This is a genomic window from Ensifer sp. Root954 (genome assembly GCF_001429005.1).
Lineage (GTDB): Bacteria > Pseudomonadota > Alphaproteobacteria > Rhizobiales > Rhizobiaceae > Ensifer > Ensifer adhaerens.
Genome location: NZ_LMJM01000022.1, coordinates 101709 through 119514, shown reverse-complemented (window position 1 = coordinate 119514; position 17806 = coordinate 101709). Strand labels below are relative to the sequence as shown.

General features: G+C 63.3%; 11 protein-coding genes. 6 read left to right on the top strand and 5 right to left on the bottom strand.

From position 1 onward, the window contains the following. Together ASE71_RS12630 and ASE71_RS12625 are read left to right on the top strand one after the other, a co-directional pair. On the top strand, positions 1-394 hold a 394-nt coding region (locus tag ASE71_RS12630; RefSeq protein ID WP_244497365.1), incomplete at its 5' end, for an isocitrate/isopropylmalate family dehydrogenase. A gap of 230 nt (positions 395-624) precedes the next feature. After that, positions 625-1314, top strand: a complete 690-nt coding sequence (locus tag ASE71_RS12625) for a phosphatase PAP2 family protein (protein ID WP_060521505.1) — start codon at positions 625-627, stop codon at positions 1312-1314. Positions 1315-1415: 101 nt separating this feature from the next. On the opposite strand, the gene ASE71_RS12620 is transcribed toward ASE71_RS12625, so the two are convergent. Beyond that, positions 1416-3305, bottom strand: a complete 1890-nt coding sequence (locus tag ASE71_RS12620) for an MFS transporter (protein WP_060521506.1) — start codon at positions 3303-3305, stop codon at positions 1416-1418. Positions 3306-3790: 485 nt separating this feature from the next. On the opposite strand from ASE71_RS12620, the gene ASE71_RS12610 reads away from it, so the two are divergent. After that, positions 3791-4825, top strand: coding sequence for an aspartate-semialdehyde dehydrogenase (locus ASE71_RS12610; RefSeq protein WP_034800169.1), 1035 nt, complete (start codon positions 3791-3793; stop codon positions 4823-4825). A 193-nt stretch (positions 4826-5018) separates the two neighbouring features. Continuing rightward, a complete protein-coding gene (locus ASE71_RS12605; protein WP_034800180.1) occupies positions 5019-5840 on the top strand; it encodes a lytic transglycosylase domain-containing protein in 822 nt (273 codons plus the stop codon). A gap of 78 nt (positions 5841-5918) precedes the next feature. Here ASE71_RS12605 and ASE71_RS12600 read toward each other — a convergent pair whose 3' ends face one another. Continuing rightward, the gene (locus ASE71_RS12600) at positions 5919-6572 is read right to left on the bottom strand and encodes a carbonic anhydrase (RefSeq protein WP_034800167.1); all 654 of its coding nucleotides are present in this window, start codon (positions 6570-6572) and stop codon (positions 5919-5921) included. A 129-nt stretch (positions 6573-6701) separates the two neighbouring features. Further along, positions 6702-7583, bottom strand: a complete 882-nt coding sequence (gene pdxY, locus ASE71_RS12595; protein WP_060521507.1) for a pyridoxal kinase PdxY — start codon at positions 7581-7583, stop codon at positions 6702-6704. 285 nt (positions 7584-7868) lie between these two features. On the opposite strand from pdxY, the gene ASE71_RS12590 reads away from it, so the two are divergent. Further along, a complete protein-coding gene (locus ASE71_RS12590) occupies positions 7869-12662 on the top strand; it encodes an NAD-glutamate dehydrogenase (protein ID WP_060521508.1) in 4794 nt (1597 codons plus the stop codon). A 198-nt stretch (positions 12663-12860) separates the two neighbouring features. Then, a complete protein-coding gene (locus ASE71_RS12585) occupies positions 12861-14222 on the top strand; it encodes an MFS transporter (RefSeq protein WP_413814636.1) in 1362 nt (453 codons plus the stop codon). 56 nt (positions 14223-14278) lie between these two features. On the opposite strand, the gene purH is transcribed toward ASE71_RS12585, so the two are convergent. Both purH and ASE71_RS12575 read right to left on the bottom strand, forming a co-directional pair. Then, entirely contained in the window at positions 14279-15889 is a 1611-nt protein-coding gene (gene purH, locus ASE71_RS12580) for a bifunctional phosphoribosylaminoimidazolecarboxamide formyltransferase/IMP cyclohydrolase (RefSeq protein WP_034800161.1), read from the bottom strand. 223 nt (positions 15890-16112) lie between these two features. Beyond that, positions 16113-17798 (bottom strand): heparinase II/III family protein, encoded by a 1686-nt coding sequence (locus tag ASE71_RS12575; RefSeq protein ID WP_060521510.1) that lies wholly within the window; start codon positions 17796-17798, stop codon positions 16113-16115. Between the last annotated feature and the right edge of the window lie 8 nt (positions 17799-17806).

Below are 17806 nucleotides of genomic sequence, written 5' to 3'. Positions count from 1 at the left end.
CGTCATCGTCACCGACAACCTGTTCGGCGACATGCTGTCGGACGTGGCGGCGATGCTCACCGGTTCGCTCGGCATGCTGCCCTCGGCCTCGCTCGGCGCACCGGATGGTGTCAGCGGCAAGCGCAAGGCGCTCTATGAGCCGGTGCATGGCTCGGCGCCGGACATTGCCGGCAAGGGCATCGCCAACCCGATCGCGATGATCGCCTCGTTTGCCATGTGCCTGCGCTATTCCTTCAACCTGGTGGCGGAAGCCGACAATCTGGAGAAGGCGATCGCCACCGTGCTCGACCAGGGCATCCGCACCGGCGACATCATGGCCGAAGGCGCACGGAAGGTCGGCACCACCGAGATGGGCGACGCCATCCTTGCCGAGTTCAAGGCGCTGTCGGCGTAAGCGACAACCGATCCCGGATCGGCGTCACGCTGACGCCAACAGGCCTACGAAAACCAACACCTCCGGAGCGCATCCGGAGGTGTTTTGCATTTCACGGCCTTGAATTTGCCAAAAGAACCGACACATCGGGAAAAGACGGACCGGGGCCGTCTGGCGCGGGAAGCGCCCTGCATCGTGCCCCGACAGGAACAGACAATTGCCGCGCGACTGGGTGGCAGGATGGGAGAACCATGAACCGACCACTTGCGGCCACCGGATGGATCGTGCTGACAACAGCCATCCTCGTGTTCGCGCTCATCCCGCTCGATCCGTTCCTGTCACAGCGCGCGCAAGGCCTGCCGGACAACATCGTCACCTTCAATGAAAGGATCACCGATTTCGGTACCTTTGGCTGGATGATCTATCTTTCCGGTATCCTGCTTGCGGGGGCCTTCGTGCTGCGCCGGGCGGCAAGCCAGGGGGCGCTTCAAAACAAGGCGCGCACTGCCCGCGACCTCGCCGCCTATTTCCTTTTGACGATCGGCACCGCCAGCGCGTTGGTGCATACGCTGAAGCTCCTGATCGGCCGGGCACGACCGGAACTCTTTGCCGAGCTCGGCGCCTACAGCCTGACGCCGTTCGCCGCCAGTGATCTCTATGAGAGCTTTCCGTCCGGGCACTCGACTGCGGCCGGTGCGTTTTTCGGCGTCTTCGCCATGCTGCTGCCGAGACTGAGGCCACTCTTTCTGGTCCTGGCGCTGACGATCGGTGTTTCCCGCGTCATCGTTGGCGCACACTATCCGAGCGACGTCGCCGCCGGGCTGCTGCTCGGCCTTTGGACATCGGTGATGATGGCGTTTGTCTTCGCCAAATACGGTCGCCTGTTTCGCCTCGGCCCGGGCGGTTGGCCGCTTGCCGGACGCAGCGAGCCGACCCAATAAAAAAGCCGGCGCGGAAGACCGCGCCGGAGTCAGGAGAGCCATAATAGCTCGGGGAAGATTTGAGGTGCTCCCGGGATTTGTTCTCTCCGGGAGCGCCGGGCTTAATCCATCGCGTGGATGTCGCGATCCTTCGTTTCCGGCAGGAACAGGAGGCCGATGACCAGCGTGATCCCTGCAAAGACGATCGGGTACCAGAGGCCGTAGTAGATATCGCCCTGGGCAGCACTCATCGCGAAGGCCGTTGCCGGAAGCAGACCGCCGAACCAGCCGTTGCCGATGTGGTAGGGCAGCGACATGCCGGTGTAGCGGATGCGGGTCGGGAAGAGTTCGACCAGCAGGGCTGCGATCGGGCCGTAGACCATCGTCACGTAGATGACGAGCACGGTGAGCACCGCGATGATTGTCGTCCAGTTGACGTTGGCAGGATCCGCGACCATCGCGTAGGTGCCGCCGCCGGCGATCGTGTAGACGGCCATTTCGGTGGCAGCGCCCACTTCATCCTTGGTCAGCAGCTTGTCGGCGATGAGCTTTTCGGCCGGAACCATGGTCTTTTCGCCGCCGCGGACAGCGGCTGCGTCAAGCGACAGTTCCGGGTTGGCGGTGACAAAACCGTCAAGCTTGGCGTCCGGAACCTTTGCCGCGCCACGAACCAGTGGGTAGCCGGCATTGTGGAGCGCCATGTTGGTCTGCTTTTCGAAGGCGGCGTTGGCGGCCTTGGCACCATCGCCAGCAGCGACTGCGTCGTAGCTGTTGATCGTGGTGTCGCCGACCTTGACCGTCGCCGCCGTGCCCGCTGCTGCCGTCGTGACGACGTCGTAGGGAACGGAGTTCTTGGTGAGGAACGCGGTTGCGATGTCGCACGAGGTGGTAAACTTCGCCGTGCCCGTCGGGTTGAACTGGAATTTGCAGTCGCCGGGAGCCGCGGTCACCGTTGCGCGAACGGTTGCCTGGGCTTCAGCGAGTGCAGGGTTACCGGCCCAGGTCAGCGCCTTGAACAGCGGGAAGTAGGTGAGCATCGCAAGCAGCAGACCGGCCATGATGATCGGCTTGCGGCCGATCTTGTCGGAGAGCCAGCCGAAGAGCACGAAGAAGCCCGTGCCGATCAAAAGCGAGGCGGCGACCATGATGTTGGCCGACTGACCGTCTACTTTCAGGACGCCGGTCAGGAAGAACAGCGCGTAGAACTGACCGGAGTACCAGACCACGGCTTGTCCGACGACGGCACCGAACAGCGCCAGAAGCGCGATCTTGGCGTTCTTCCACTGGCCGAAGGCTTCTCGAAGCGGCGCCTTGGAGCCCTTGCCCTCTTCCTTCATTTTCTTGAAGGCCGGCGATTCGTTCATCTTCAGACGGATCCAGACGGAAATGCCGAGAAGCACGCACGACAGCAGGAACGGAATGCGCCAGCCCCAGGCGGCGAAGGCGTCCTTGCCGAGCGCGAACTGCACGAGCAGGATCACCACCAGCGACAGGAACAGACCGAGCGTCGCCGTGGTCTGGATCCAGGACGTGAAGTAGCCGCGACGCCCATGCGGCGCGTGTTCGGCCACGTAGGTTGCCGCACCGCCATATTCGCCGCCGAGCGCCAGGCCCTGCAGCATGCGCAGCACGATGAGCAGGATCGGCGCGGCAATGCCGATCGAGGCAGCGCCGGGCAGGATGCCGACCAGGAAGGTCGACAGACCCATGATCAGGATCGTCACGAGGAAGGTATATTTGCGGCCAACGAGGTCACCCAGGCGACCGAAGACGAGCGCGCCGAACGGGCGAACCAGGAAGCCCGCGGCAAAGGCCAGAAGCGCGAAGATGTTACGCGTCGTTTCCGGGTAGGAACTGAAGAAGGTCGCGCCGATGTAGACGGCGAGCGAACCGTAGAGATAGAAATCGTACCATTCGAAGACGGTACCGAGCGACGAGGCGAAGATGACCTTCTTCTCCTCGCCGGTCATCGGACGCGTTTTTGCGTCGTCCGCTGTCGCGACATTTGCCATTTTGATAATCCTCCACTCCAAAGGAACGCCCATTGGCTGGTCCAGCATTCCTCCCTCGAACGTCCGGACGTGGTGCGCCTGAAATGAGGATGTCAGAAAAGTGTCATCACAGGCAGAGATGCTTTCGGCTTATGACTTTCGTCTAATGCGGCGATCGATCGCGGGCAGGGCGGGGGCGTGCCGGCGCGCGGCAATGTCTTGACTCTTCCCCAAAACCGCGTAAGAGCAGCGACGAACGAGGAAATCACCACCATGCGACCGATCGGTCCAGCCATCGCTGCTTTGATCCTGCCGGCTCTTGCCGCGGGGCAGGATGTCGATTTTTCGTTCGCTTGCAAAACAACGGCCAAAACGACGACGAAAACCGTCTGACGTCTCTGGCCCTCCGCTCTCTCCCCGGTTTGGCCGGGGACAGGAACCCTCGCGGCAGGTCGCGCGGTTTCCCCCTCACCCGACGAGGAGAGACAGAAAAGAGAGCTTAGATCATGGGTTTCAAGATTGCAGTCGCAGGCGCCACCGGCAATGTCGGCCGGGAGATGCTGAACATCCTTTCCGAACGCGGCTTTCCCGCGGATGAAGTGGTCGCCCTCGCTTCCGCCCGCTCCCAGGGCACCGAAGTTTCCTTCGGCGACAAGACCCTCAAGGTCAAGAACCTCGAAAACTACGACTTCTCCGACACCGATATCTGCCTGATGTCGGCTGGCGGCGCCGTATCGCTGAAGTATTCGCCGAAGATCGGCCAGCAGGGCTGCGTCGTCATCGACAACTCCTCGGCCTGGCGCTACGACGCCGAAGTGCCGCTGATCGTTCCGGAAGTGAACCCGGACGCGATCGCGCAGTTCACCAAGAAGAACATCATCGCCAACCCGAATTGCTCGACCGCCCAGCTCGTCGTCGCGCTGAAGCCGCTGCACGACCACGCCAAGATCAAGCGCGTCGTCGTCTCGACCTACCAGTCGGTTTCCGGCGCCGGCAAGGACGGCATGGACGAACTCTTCAACCAGACCCGCGCGGTGTTCGTCGCCGACCCCATCGAATCGAAGAAGTTCACCAAGCGCATCGCCTTCAACGTCATTCCGCACATCGACGTGTTCATGGAAGACGGCTACACGAAGGAAGAGTGGAAGGTTCTCGCCGAGACCAAGAAGATGCTCGACCCGAAGATCAAGGTGACCTGCACCGCCGTGCGCGTTCCCGTCTTCATCGGCCATTCGGAATCGGTGAACATCGAGTTCGAAAACGAGATCACCGCTGACGAAGCGCGCGACATCCTGCGCGAAGCGCCGGGTTGCCTCGTCGTCGACAAGCACGAGAACGGCGGCTACGTCACGCCTTACGAGTGCGCCGGCGAAGATGCGACCTACATCTCGCGCATCCGCGAAGACGCAACCGTCGAGAACGGCCTCAACCTGTGGGTCGTTTCCGACAACCTGCGCAAGGGTGCCGCTCTGAACGCGATCCAGATTGCCGAGCTGCTGGTCAATCGTGGCCTCATCAAGCCGCGCAAGCAGGCTGCCTGAAAACGGCATTAGAACCACTCACTCCCGCCAGGCTCTTTCGAGCCTGGCGGGTTTCCTGTTTCACGAGGGGCCGATCCTTCCCGGATTCACGTGAAACCACGATAAAGTTACCTGCCGCTTGCGGTAGGTGACACGGCCGGCGAAGGCTGGCATTTTTAAGAGCAACGAGATTCGGGCTATGACGGGGTATTTCATGCACAGGGCGAAGTGCGCAGCAGTGGGGCTTGCCGCCCTGATTTCGACTGCAGTTTTTCCGGCGGTGGCATCGGCCGCCCAATGCGGCAATGATGGAAGCGGCTTTGAGGCCTGGGTGCAGAACTTCAAGCAGCAGGCCTCCGGCAACGGCATCAGCCCGCAGGTGCTCGACCGTGCACTCTCCGGCGTCTCCTACAACAAGGCGACGATCCGCGCCGACCGCGGCCAGAAGAGCTTCAAGCTGTCGCTCGAGCAGTTCATGCAGAAGCGCGGCGGCCAGGTTATCATTTCCCGCGGCAAGAAGATGAAGCAGCAGAACGCCGCACTCTTTACCAGCATCGAGCGGCGCTACGGCGTGCCGGCTGGCCCGCTGATTGCCATCTGGGGCATGGAAACCGGCTTCGGCGGTTTCATGGGCAAGGAGCACACGCTCTCGGCCGTTTCGACGCTGGCCTATGACTGCCGTCGCTCGGACTACTTCACCAACCAGCTCTATGCGGCCCTGCAGCTCGTGCAGCGCGGCGATCTGAGCCCGGATGCGCGTGGCGCCGCCCACGGCGAGATCGGCCAGACCCAGTTCCTGCCCGCCAACGTCCTGAAATACGGCGTCGATGGAGATGGCAACGGCCATGTCGACATGGTTCGCTCCAAGGCCGACGCGCTGGCATCCACCGCCAATTTCCTGCGCGGCCATGGCTGGCAGCCGGGCGCCGGCTATCAGCAGGGCCAGGCGAACTTCGCTGCGATCCAGGGCTGGAACGCCGCAAGCGTCTACCAGCAGGCGATCGCCATCATCGGCGCCGAGATCGACGGTCTCTAGGATTTTCGTCCTTCGGAACGCATAACCAACCAGACAAAGGGCCCGGTTCGAAAGAGCCGGGCCTTTTTTGCTGACCGATTACATTCCCGGGCGGGAGAAGTCGCCCGTCACCGGGTCCATCACCCAGAGTTCGCCGGTCGAGATGTCGAACCAGGCGCCGTGCAGGTGGAGCTTGCCCTTGGCCTCGAGGATCTGGACGCACGGGAAAGTGCGCAGATTGGCAAGCGAGTTGCGGATCGAAACCCGCTCGAGCGCACGCTGGCGCTCCGCCTGCGTCATCACGTCGTTGCTCTGGATCTGCTCAGCCGCGGGCCTCAGCAGATGCATCCAGCGACCGATGAAATCGCCCGGTGACAGAGGCTCCGCATCGGGATCGAGTGCCGCTTTGATACCACCGCAGCGGCCATGGCCCATGACGACGATGTCGCTGACGCGCAGCGACTGCACGGCGAACTCGAGGGCTGCCGAAGTGGAGTGGTAGTGACCATCCGGCTCGTAGGGCGGCATGAGATTGGCGACGTTGCGCACGACGAAGAGTTCGCCCGGGCCGCTGTCGAAGATCGTTTCCGGCGCAGCGCGCGAGTCGCAACAGGCAATCACCATCGTCTTCGGCTTTTGCCCGGTTTCCGCCAGCGCCTTGTAGCGTTTCTGCTGCTCGCTGAAGCGACCGTTCATGAAGTTGTGGTAGCCGTTCAGAAGATAGTCCGGAAAACGCTGCTGCTGCTTGTCCATCGATTGCTCCGCTCGTGCTTCAAGGCGGCATGGCCGGCTTTCGCCCACCTGCGCCTCCGTCATGAAAATGATCGCGATCTAAAATTCAATCCACGATGCCATAGGGGTGGCGGTCCGTGAACAGCTTCTTCACTTGCGCCGCATCTGATTCGGATGAACCAGTCGGCGCATCTGCACCATCGCCATTGGCGTCGATAGGCTCGACGCGTCCTGCTCGATGGTCAGTTCATCCGCGCCGCGCTTGACGCTCCGCGCGATGATCTCAAATACGCTCGCAGTCGCCATCTGCAAGGCGCGTTCCTCTGAAAGTCCTTCAAGGATCCGGGCGAGAAACACCGCCGCCAACAGGTCGCCCGTACCATTCGGCGGGTTTTCGACCAAACGATGTTCGGCAAGCAGGGCGTGGTTGCCCGAGAGAAAGAGATTGCCGGTCCCGCCGCTCATCATCGGCACGGCAGACGTCACCAAGACGCGGGCCGGACCGAGGCCGAGCGCTGCATCAAGGATCGCCGTGTTCGTCTCCAACGTCGCCCCGGCAAGCCAGGCAAGCTCGTAACGGTTCGGGGTCGCGAGATTTGCAAGCGGCAGCAACCGGTCGCGAATGGCAACCGCCGTGGTTTCCGGCACATAGAGACCGCCAGCATCGCCGATCACGGGGTCGCAGGCGTAGATCAGTTTGGGATTGCGCTCCTTCAGCGCCGTCACCAGCCGGGCCACGCTTTCGGCCTGTCCGGCCGAGCCGAGGTAGCCCGAAAGCACGGCACGCACCTCTCCGGCCCAGGGTGCTGCAATGAGGTCATCGATCACCGACCCGAAATCCTGATCGGAAATGGTGACCCGCGTCGAGCGGCCGTGGCCCGGATGCCAGGGGAGGATGACGGTCGGCAGGGCCCAGACTGGATGCCCCAGAGTTTCAAGCGCGAAGACCACGGCCCTGTTGCCCACCTTGCCGCGCACGACATGGCTCGAGATGACGATGACGGCGCCGGGCAGGGAAGGCATTTCGGGCATCGACCAGTCCAATCCTACGATCTCGAAACTCTGTTCACCCGACTGTCACCCCCCTGTCAACAGCCGATGGCAGATAGGCTCCGGAGAAGCCTCTGGCGTTTTCGTGCTTTTTCTTCGATTTTCGAGCAATTTTCGCGAAATTACCTTCGATTTAAATGGATTTAAGCTGTTTTCACGTGAAATTCTCCGATTTTGGGCTCGATTTTGCCGAAATCAGCGTAAAAAGCGGTCGCCATTAGCCATGGTTCTGATAGGGTTTGGCCTATCATGAATGGGAGAGACTTCATGGGCGTGAAATACAATCCGAAGCGGGACAGACACATCGACGCAGCGAAGGCGGCCGCCATCAAACTGGGCGTCGAGGCGCTGGCGCCGGAGATCCTCTTCGGTGGGGCCAGCAACGATGACCTCGATCTCTATTCGGCGGACATGCTGGCGCTGACGGCCGCCCATGCCTATCAGGAACTCGCCCGCTGGGATGGCGGCAAGCCGCAGGTTTCCGTCGAAACCGTCGCCGGTGTAGCACCTGGCGGCACCGAGGTGTCGATCATCGCGGTCACCGAACGCAACATGCCGTTCCTCTATGATTCGGTCATGGGGGAAATCACCAGCACCCACCGTGACATTCACCTCGCGATCCACCCCATCCTGGTCAAGGAGCCGGGCAAGCCGGCAAAGCTCTTCGATCCCGAAGAGGAAAGCGATCCGTCGCACCGCGTCAGCCATATCCAGATCCACCTGACGAAGCTGGCCCCCGTCGAGGCCGAACAGCTCAGCAACCGCATTCGCGACGTGCTGGAGCAGGTGCACCAGGCTGTGCACGACTGGCCAGCGATGACCGCGCTGCTCGATCATGCGATGCAGGAACTGGAGGCCTATAACGCCTCGCGCAAGAAGAGCGACCGCGACGAGGCGCTTGCCTTCCTCCGCTGGTTGCGTGACAACAACTTCACCTTCCTCGGCATGCGCGAATACACCTATTCCGGCAAGGGCGGAAAGGCGATGGTCGAGCGCGGCAAGGGCAGGGGCCTCGGCATGCTCTCCAATCCCGATGTGCGCGTGCTGCGCCAGGGCAAGGACGCGGTGCTGACTACGCCTGAAATTCTCGCCTTCCTCGAAAGCCCGGATTTCCTGATCGTCACCAAGGCCAACGTCAAGTCGGTCGTCCATCGCCGCGCCTATATGGATTATATCGGTGTCAAGCGCTTCGACGCCGACGGCAATGTCGCCGGAGAACTGCGCATCGTTGGCCTCTTCACCTCCTCGGCGTATACCCGCCAGGCGGCCGAGATCCCGCTGCTGCGCCACAAGATCGAAAAGATCGTCGATCACTTCGGCTACGATCCGCAGAGCCATTCCGGCAAGATGCTCGACAACACGCTCGAATCCTATCCGCGCGACGATCTCTTCCAGATCGATGTCGGCCTGCTCGCCGCTTTCTGCGAACAGATCAACGAACTCGGCGACCGGCCGCGCATCCGCGTGCTGCCACGCATCGACCATTTCGACCGCTTCGTCTCGGTCATCGTCTTCGTGCCGCGCGAACAGTACGATTCGGATGTGCGCGAAAAGATCGGCGACTACCTGAAGACGGTCTATGACGGCCGCGTCTCCGCCTACTACCCGGCCTTCCCGGAAGGGGGCCTTGCCCGCGTCCACTTCATCATCGGCCGCTCCGCCGGCAAGACGCCGCGCATTCCGCAGGCCAAGCTCGAAGAAGCCGTTCGCGGCATCGTCACCCGCTGGATCGACCGGTTCGACCTGCTTGCCCGCAAGGACGGCATCGAGCTCGATGTCGACAATGCCTACCAGTCGTTCTTCACGCCGGCTGAAGCCTATGCCGATCTGGCCGACATCGCCGCCTGCAAGGGCCCGGATCCGATCCGCATCGAGTTCTACCACTATCCCCGCGCCGTCTCGCGGCCGGACACCGCCGAGCTCAAGATCTTCCACGCCAGCGAACCCGTGTCGCTTTCGCGCCGCGTACCTTTGCTTGAAAACCTCGGCTTCCGGGTCATCAGCGAACAGACCTACGACATCGGCGTCAATGCCCATGGCGAAGAGAAGCGCAAGGTCGTGCTGCACGACATGGAGCTGATCCATCGTGATGGCCTTGCGCTGAACCTCGAAAAATCCGGCCCGGCGCTGGAAGAGGCGTTCCTGGCCGCCTGGAACGGCGCGATCGAGGACGACAACTTCAACCGGCTGATCCTGCTTGCGGGCCTCAACGCCCGCGAAGTGACGGTGCTGCGCGCCTATGCCCGCTATCTGCGACAGGCCGGCATCACCTACTCTCAGGGCTATATCGCCGACACGCTGAACAAGTATCCGGCGATTGCCGCCGATATCTTCAAGCTGTTTGTGACCCGTATGGATCCGAAGCTCGAGGAAAAGCCGCGCGCCAAGAAGTGCAACGCGCTGCTGTCGGCGATCGAGGACGCGCTCTCGGCCGTTCCGAGCCTCGACGAGGACCGGATTCTGCGACGCTACGTCAACGCGATCGAAGCGACGCTCCGGACCAACTACTTCCAGCATGACGCCGACGGCAAGCCGCGCGCGGTGCTCGCCTTCAAGCTGGACCCGAAGCAGCTCGACGGTCTGCCGGAACCGCATCCGTTCCGCGAAATCTTCGTCTACGGCACCGAGGTCGAGGGCGTGCACCTGCGCTTCGGCAAGGTCGCCCGCGGCGGTCTGCGCTGGTCGGACCGTGCCCAGGACTACCGCACGGAAGTGCTCGGTCTGGTGAAGGCGCAGCAGGTCAAGAACGCCGTTATCGTGCCCGTCGGCGCCAAGGGCGGCTTCTATCCGAAGCTGCTTCCGGTGGGCGGCACCCGCGACGAAATCTTCAAGGCCGGCACCGAAGCCTACAAGACCTTCATCCGCACGCTGCTGTCGGTCACCGACAACATCGTCGGCCAGGATGTCGTGCCGCCGGCCGACACGCAGCGCCATGACGGCGACGACCCTTACTTCGTCGTTGCTGCCGACAAGGGCACCGCGACCTTCTCCGACACGGCCAACGGCCTTGCACAGGAAGCGGGCTTCTGGCTCGACGACGCCTTCGCATCGGGCGGTTCTGCCGGTTACGACCACAAGAAGATGGGCATCACCGCCCGCGGCGCCTGGGAAACCGTCAAGCGGCACTTCCGTGAGATGGATACCGACATCCAGACGACGCCCTTCACCGTTGCCGGCGTTGGCGACATGTCGGGCGACGTCTTCGGCAACGGCATGCTTCTGTCCGAGAAGATCCGCCTCATCGCAGCCTTCGATCATCGCGATATCTTCATCGATCCGAATCCGGATATCGATGGGTCCTTTGCCGAGCGCAAGCGCATGTTCGACCTGCCGCGTTCGAGCTGGCAGGACTATGACCGCAAGACGCTTTCGAACGGCGCGATGATCATCTCGCGTGCCGAGAAGTCGGTGACGTTGACGCCTGAGGCGATGGCCGCCATCGGCCTCGACAAGCAGAAGGCAACGCCCTTCGAGATCATGAACGCGATCCTGAAGAGCCAGGTCGACCTGCTCTGGTTCGGCGGTATCGGCACCTATGTGCGCGGCAGCAACGAAACGGACGCCGAAGTTGGCGATCGCGCCAACGACGCCATTCGCGTGGCAGCCGAAGAGGTCCGCGCCCGCGTCATCGGCGAGGGCGCCAACCTCGGCGTCACCCAGAAGGGCCGCATCGGCTTCGGCCTCAATGGCGGCCGCTGCAACTCGGATGCCATCGACAACTCGGCGGGCGTCAACTCGTCCGACGTCGAGGTCAACATCAAGATCGCGCTGGCTTCCGCCATGCGCGATGGCCGCCTGACCCGTCCGAAGCGCAACACGCTGCTCGCCTCGATGACCGAGGAAGTGGGCCACCTGGTGCTGCGCAACAACTACGAGCAGTCGCTGGCGATCTCTCTGACCGCCATGCAAGGGCTCGGCAACCGCACGACGCTCGGCCGGCTCATGACCCGGCTGGAGGCCGACGGCCATCTCAACCGCAAGGTCGAGACGCTGCCGACCGACCAGGCCATGACCGAGCGTTACCAGGCGGGCAAGCCATTGACCCGCCCGGAAATCGGCGTGCTGCTCTCCTACTCCAAGCTCGTTCTCTTCGATGAGCTGATTGCGAGCGAGCTGCCCGACGATCCGTACTTCACGGCGACGCTCGAGCGTTACTTCCCGGGCAAGATGCGCAAGGCTTATGCCGGCGATATCCACGGTCACCGCCTGCGCCGCGAAATCATCGCGACGATCCTCGCCAACGAGGTCATCAACCGCGGTGGTCCGGCCTTTGTCTCGACCCTGACGGACGCCACCGGCTTCCTCTCGGCCGACGTCGTCAAGGCGGCGGTGCTGGCGCTCGACGGCTTCGACCTGCCGCGGATCTATGACGAGATCGACGCGCTCGACAACAAGATCGGCGGCGGCCTGCAGAACATCCTCTACCAGGAAGTCGGCCGCATCTTCACGCTCGTCACCGAGCGGGCGCTGCGCACCCATGCGGCGACCGGCTCGGTCTCCGAGGCCGTATCGCGCCTCGGCGACGGCCTGCAGAAGCTGCGTGCGACCATGCGCACTGCAGTGTCCGGCGAGAGCGCCGAAGAAGCCCGGTTGAAGACGGCAGCCTTCGTCGAGGGTGGCGTTCCCGCCAAGCTCGCCGAGGAAATCTCGGAACTGGCGCTGATGACGCTGGTGCCCGAGATCATGCAGATTGCCGCAGAAACCGGCGAGACGCTGAGCCGCACGGCGCAAGGTTATTTCGCCGTCACCGACACGCTTCGCATCAACCGTCTGCTGGCGGCATCCGATCGCGTTCCGGCAACCGAGCAGTTCGAGGCCATGGCTCTGTCACGCGCCGTATCCGATATCGCGGCGGCACGCCGGGATATCACCGCGGCAGCCCTGCGCGAGCAGAAGAAGGAGCGCAACCCGGTTGCGGCCTGGGAAGAAAGCGAGCGCGTCCGTGTCGCCCAGGCGACTGGCCAGCTGCGCCTTCTGACCGAGAAGGGTGAAACGACGCTTGCCAAGATCACCGTCGCTGCAGGTCTCCTCAACGACCTGGCACGCGGAAGGGCCAAGTAACGGTACCAAAGAGGATGCGGGCAGTTTTTTCGCCCGCGTCCGGTTCCAGACCTTTTGGAATCGGTTCAATTGAAGATAGGCTGCGCCGCGCGTTCGAGGGGACGCGTGGCGCAGTCGTTTCGGGAGGGGACTTTGCAGATTTCGGCCGAGGGGACTGAAGACCAGCCACGCACGTCCCGTGCGGGCATCGGCGGCTGGATGCTGTTCGACTGGGCCGCGCAGCCCTTCTTCACCGTCATCACGACCTTCATCTTCGGCCCCTATTTCGTATCGCGGCTGACGGAGGACCATGCGGTCGGCCAGGCGATGTGGGGCTACACGCTCACGGTTTCGGGCATCATCATCGCGGTTCTTTCGCCGGTGCTCGGCTCGATCGCCGACGCCACCGGGCCGCGCAAACCCTGGATCGCCTTCTTCGCCGTCATCAAGATCGCATCGCTGGCTATGCTCTGGTTCGCAGCCCCCGGCTCGCCGATCCTCTATCCGGCGATCTTCATGATCCTCGCGACGGTCGCGGCCGAGTTCTCGATCGTCTTCAACGATTCGATGATGCCCCGTCTGGTGCCGGAGAAGGACGTGGGGCGCATTTCCAACATCGCCTGGGGGCTCGGCTATCTCGGCGGCATGATCGTGCTGGTCGCCGTCGTGGCCTTGCTTGCCGGAAGTCCTGAGACCGGCAAGACGGCACTTGGCATCGACCCTCTGTTCGGCCTGGATCCGGCAAAAGGGGAGGATGCACGCATCACCGGCCCGATCTCCGCCGTCTGGTACCTCGTCTTTATCCTGCCGATGTTCCTGTTCACGCCCGATGCCACCAAGGCGGCGATGTCGCTCGGCAAGGCAACCGTCACGGGCCTCAGGGAGCTCAAGGGCACGCTCGTCGAGCTTCGGGAAAGGCGTGGGATCCTGCGCTTCCTGATCGCGCGCATGGTCTTCCAGGACGGCGTCAATGGTCTGCTGGCACTCGGCGGCACCTTCGCGGCCGCGATGTTCGCCTGGCAGACCCTGGAGCTCGGCGTCTACGGCATCATTCTCAACGTCGTCGCGATCGGCGGCTGCCTCTGCGCCAGCTGGCTGGATGCGCACCTTGGCTCCAAGGTGATCGTCACCGCCAGCCTGATCTGCCTGACGATTGCCACGATCGGCATCGTCTCGACGGGCCCCGGCTTCACGCTGTTCGGGCTGCTGCCGCTGTCGATGGAAGATACCGGCGGCCTGTTCGGCACGGCCGCCGAAAAGGCCTACATTCTCTACGGCCTGCTCGTCGGTGTCGCCTTCGGCCCCGTTCAGGCCTCGTCGCGCTCCTACCTCGCCCGCAGCGTCAGCCTCGACGAGGCCGGTCGCTACTTCGGCCTCTATGCGCTGTCCGGCCGGGCCACCTCGTTCCTCGCCCCCGCATCCGTTGCCACGATCACGCTTGCCACCGGCTCGGCACGGATCGGCATGATGGCGCTGATTGCTTTTCTGGTGATCGGCCTGCTGATCCTTCTGCGCACGCCCTATCCGGCCGATGACGGTCGCAAAAAAGCCGCCGCGTCCTGGGGAAGCGACGGCTTCTGACTGTTGGGCCTTAGCGGCCAATTCCGGACAGACGCCCAGCGCCCGCCCCGACGATCTTAGTGGCGGAAGTGGCGCATGCCGGTGAAGACCATGGCGACGCCATGCTCGTTCGCAGCCGCAATCACCTCTTCGTCACGCATGGAGCCGCCCGGCTGGATGACGGCCGTAGCACCCGCGGCGATCGCCGAGAGCAGGCCGTCGGCAAACGGCAGGAAGGCTTCGGAGGCAACAGCCGAACCCTTGGTGAGCGGCGTTGCAAGGCCCAGCGCCTTTGCGGCTTCTTCGGCCTTGATCGCGGCGATGCGGGCGGAATCGACACGGCTCATCTGGCCGGCGCCGATGCCGGCCGTCTGGCCGTCCTTGGCATAAACGATCGCATTCGACTTCACGTGCTTGGCCACCTTGAAGGCGAACTTCATGTCTTCGAGTTCCTGGGGCGTCGGCGCGCGCTTGGTGACGACCTTGAGTTCGAGATCCTCGACCATGCCGTTGTCGCGCGTCTGCACGAGCAGGCCGCCCGAGACGGTCTTTGCGGCAAGACCCGGAATGCGCGGATCCGGCAGGCCACCGGTCGCAAGCAGGCGCAGGTTCGGCTTGCGGGCAATCACGGCCTTGGCCGCATCGCTGACCGAAGGCGCGATGATCACTTCGGTGAAGAGCTTGACGATCTCTTCGGCCGTCTCCGCATCGAGCTCCTGGTTGAGCGCGATGATGCCGCCGAAAGCCGAGGTGGAATCGCAGGCAAGCGCTCGGCGATAGGCTTCGGCAAGCGTCGGCGCGGTCGCGACGCCGCAAGGGTTGGCATGCTTGATGATCGCGACCGCCGGTGCCTTCTCGGGCAGGAACTCGGCCACCAGCTCGAAGGCGGCATCCGTGTCGTTGATGTTGTTGTAAGAGAGCTGCTTGCCCTGCAGCAGCGTCGCGGTGGCGACACCCGGGCGGTTCTCTCCGGTGAGATAAAAGCCCGCCTTCTGGTGCGGGTTTTCGCCGTAGCGCATTTCTTCCTTCAGGACGCCGCCGATGACGCGATGGCGCGGCATCGGGGTGTCGAGCGCCTCGGCAAACCAGTTGGAAATGGCCGCGTCATAGGCGGCAGTCCGGGCATAGGCCTTGGCGGCCATCTTCTGGCGGAAGGCATAGGTCGTCTTGCCGGAAGCAAGCTCTTCGAGCAGCACCGGGTAGTCGGCCGGATCGGTGACGATCGTCACATAGGCATGGTTCTTGGCCGAGGCGCGGATCATCGCCGGGCCGCCGATATCGATGTTTTCGACCGTCGTCGGGTAGTCGCCGCCCTTGGCCCTGACCTCTTCGAAGGGATAGAGGTTGATGATCGCGAGGTCGATGGCGGTGATGCCGTGCGTCGACATGGCCGCAACGTGATCGGCATCGTCACGGATTGCCAAGAGGCCACCGTGAACGCCTGGATGCAGCGTCTTCACGCGGCCGTCCATGACCTCGGGAAAGCCGGTCAGCTCGGAAACGTCGCTCACCGGCAGGCCAGCCTCGGAGAGTGCCTTGTGGGTCCCGCCCGTCGAAACGAGCCGAATGCCCTTTTCGTTAAGGGCGCGCGCGAGCTCGACGACGCCCGTCTTGTCGGAGACGGAGAGGAGGGCGGTGCGGACCGTAACCTCGTTCGGGGCGGGGATTTTCTTGGAGGCGACAGCCACAACCATGCTCCTTTGGCGGCGCCGGACGCCCCGGGAGGAAGCTCCGGCGGTTGAGATGGCTGCCCGTTAGCATAGCTTGCCGGGCGAAGGAACCTCGCCGGGCCTGAAGATCGCGATGAATCTGGATCGGATCGATCCAAATTCTTCAATGCGATCGCTCCTGAAACGCGAACGGAAAACTTGAGGCGCTTTCTTGGGCGTGCCCGTCGTCAAGACAGAAGGCTCAGTTCGCGCGTGAAAACGTCCACTGGATCTCCGGCTGCTGCGCAATCGCAAAGGTCACCGTCAGCTGCTGCGAGGCCCGGATACCCGAAGGATCGGCAAAGAAGATGTCCTCCTCGACGGCAAGGTCACCATCCTGGCAGGCAAACAGCCAGATCTCGCCATCCGGCGCCGTCAGGAAGATCTCGCGGGCGCTGTTCTGGCGAATGGCGACCGCCGGGTGAATGTGGAACCGCGCCACGGCAATCGCGGTATCGCTTGCCTCCGGGTCGCTGCCGTCGGCGCGCGACAGCCGGTCGCGACCGCGGACCATGCGACCGCCGTTCAACACACCGATGCCACGCTCGTGGACCAGGCCGAAGGCGGCAAGATAGCCATCGTGGCTTGCGGTCACCGATTCGAGCCCGCCCGCTTCGTCCTTGCGGGCCGCCGTCACGTGCTTGACGCCCGACGTCATGATCGGTCCGAGAAAGCGCGATTGCGAGAAGCGCGACGACGACGTGTCGTTGACCGTCACGGTCGAATGGGCAGCCGTCATCCGCGCCATCTGGCGGAATCGCTCCCCGGCAAACTTCGGGGCGCCGGAATTGACGACGAAGCGCGTCTTGCCCGAGGACATTTCGAAGGACAGGCAGCCGGCATGGGCACTGCGCGACAGGTCTACGGAAAGCGGCCGGCCGGTGTCCATGATGACAACGGTGTTTTCCATGGCCATACGTTCGTAGTGGGCGTGCGGCAGCGAGCGGAAGGGCTCGCCGGCCGTCTCGTCATAGCGCAGCACCGACGCCAGTTCATGCGCCAGAACCGAGGTAGCACCATTAAACAGCGCGAGTTCGCCGCCCTGGTGCCGGAAGAAGCGCAGGGCCGGGTACATCCGGTCGATGCAGGGAATGAGGCGCGACGGCACGTCATGCCCGAGATTAACGTAGGTCTGGCGGAGTGGCAGCAGATCCAGCAACAGCTCAAGACCCGCGCGCGGACTACGCGAGAAGTGGCTGCCGTCGGGCAGGATCTGGCGGTCGAGTTCGAGATCGAGATGGCGCGATGCCTTGCGGATGGCGCTCGGCGATGCCGGCATGGAGACCGACGCCATGGCAAGCGCAAGCCGCACCCGAAGCCTCTGCTCGCCGTCGCGCACAGTATCGGCGATATGCCTGAGATAGCGCACCTGCAGCGCCAGGCTTTTCAGGAAACGGCGGTAGAAGCCATGCTCGGCATTGCGCAGCACCACCGGCGAATGGGACAGCCAGGCGATGATGCGCTGCGCCATGATATCCGCATCCCAGGCGATGCCGCCGAGATCGCGTCCATGGGTGCCGATCCAGTCGTCGACGATCTGCCGCAGCCGGACGAAACCCGCATCCTCGCGGATCGCCCGCAGGTGCCGCAGCCAGCCGAAGGAATGCAGCCGGGCCGCAAATTCGCGCGACGGCAGATCGATCTCGAACGGCGACTCGCCCTCCGTGTCGAGCACGCGGCCGGCAAGAGGGAAGCGCCCGGCAAGAATTTCTTCCGCGACAAAGGGATCGACGGCCCTCAGATCCGTCGGCGCAACGATCAGGCGATTGGGGGTGGAGCCGGTAAAGCGCAGAGTGGAGACGCGCCCGATCGACAGGCGACGCGACACGCGGCGCCAGCCTTCACGCACATACAGGTAAGAAAGCCTTCGCCTGCCGGAAAACAACATCAACGCCG

Excerpts from the sequence above, each read along its gene's own strand:
- ASE71_RS12625 (WP_060521505.1), top strand. The coding sequence starts at position 625 with ATGAACCGACCACTTGCGGCCACCGGATGGATCGTGCTGACAACAGCC.
- ASE71_RS12620 (WP_060521506.1), bottom strand. The coding sequence starts at position 3,305 with ATGGCAAATGTCGCGACAGCGGACGACGCAAAAACGCGTCCGATGACC.
- ASE71_RS12610 (WP_034800169.1), top strand. The coding sequence starts at position 3,791 with ATGGGTTTCAAGATTGCAGTCGCAGGCGCCACCGGCAATGTCGGCCGG.
- ASE71_RS12605 (WP_034800180.1), top strand. The coding sequence starts at position 5,019 with ATGCACAGGGCGAAGTGCGCAGCAGTGGGGCTTGCCGCCCTGATTTCG.
- ASE71_RS12600 (WP_034800167.1), bottom strand. The coding sequence starts at position 6,572 with ATGGACAAGCAGCAGCAGCGTTTTCCGGACTATCTTCTGAACGGCTAC.
- pdxY (WP_060521507.1), bottom strand. The coding sequence starts at position 7,583 with ATGCCCGAAATGCCTTCCCTGCCCGGCGCCGTCATCGTCATCTCGAGC.
- ASE71_RS12590 (WP_060521508.1), top strand. The coding sequence starts at position 7,869 with ATGGGCGTGAAATACAATCCGAAGCGGGACAGACACATCGACGCAGCG.
- ASE71_RS12585 (WP_413814636.1), top strand. The coding sequence starts at position 12,861 with ATGCTGTTCGACTGGGCCGCGCAGCCCTTCTTCACCGTCATCACGACC.
- ASE71_RS12575 (WP_060521510.1), bottom strand. The coding sequence starts at position 17,798 with ATGTTGTTTTCCGGCAGGCGAAGGCTTTCTTACCTGTATGTGCGTGAA.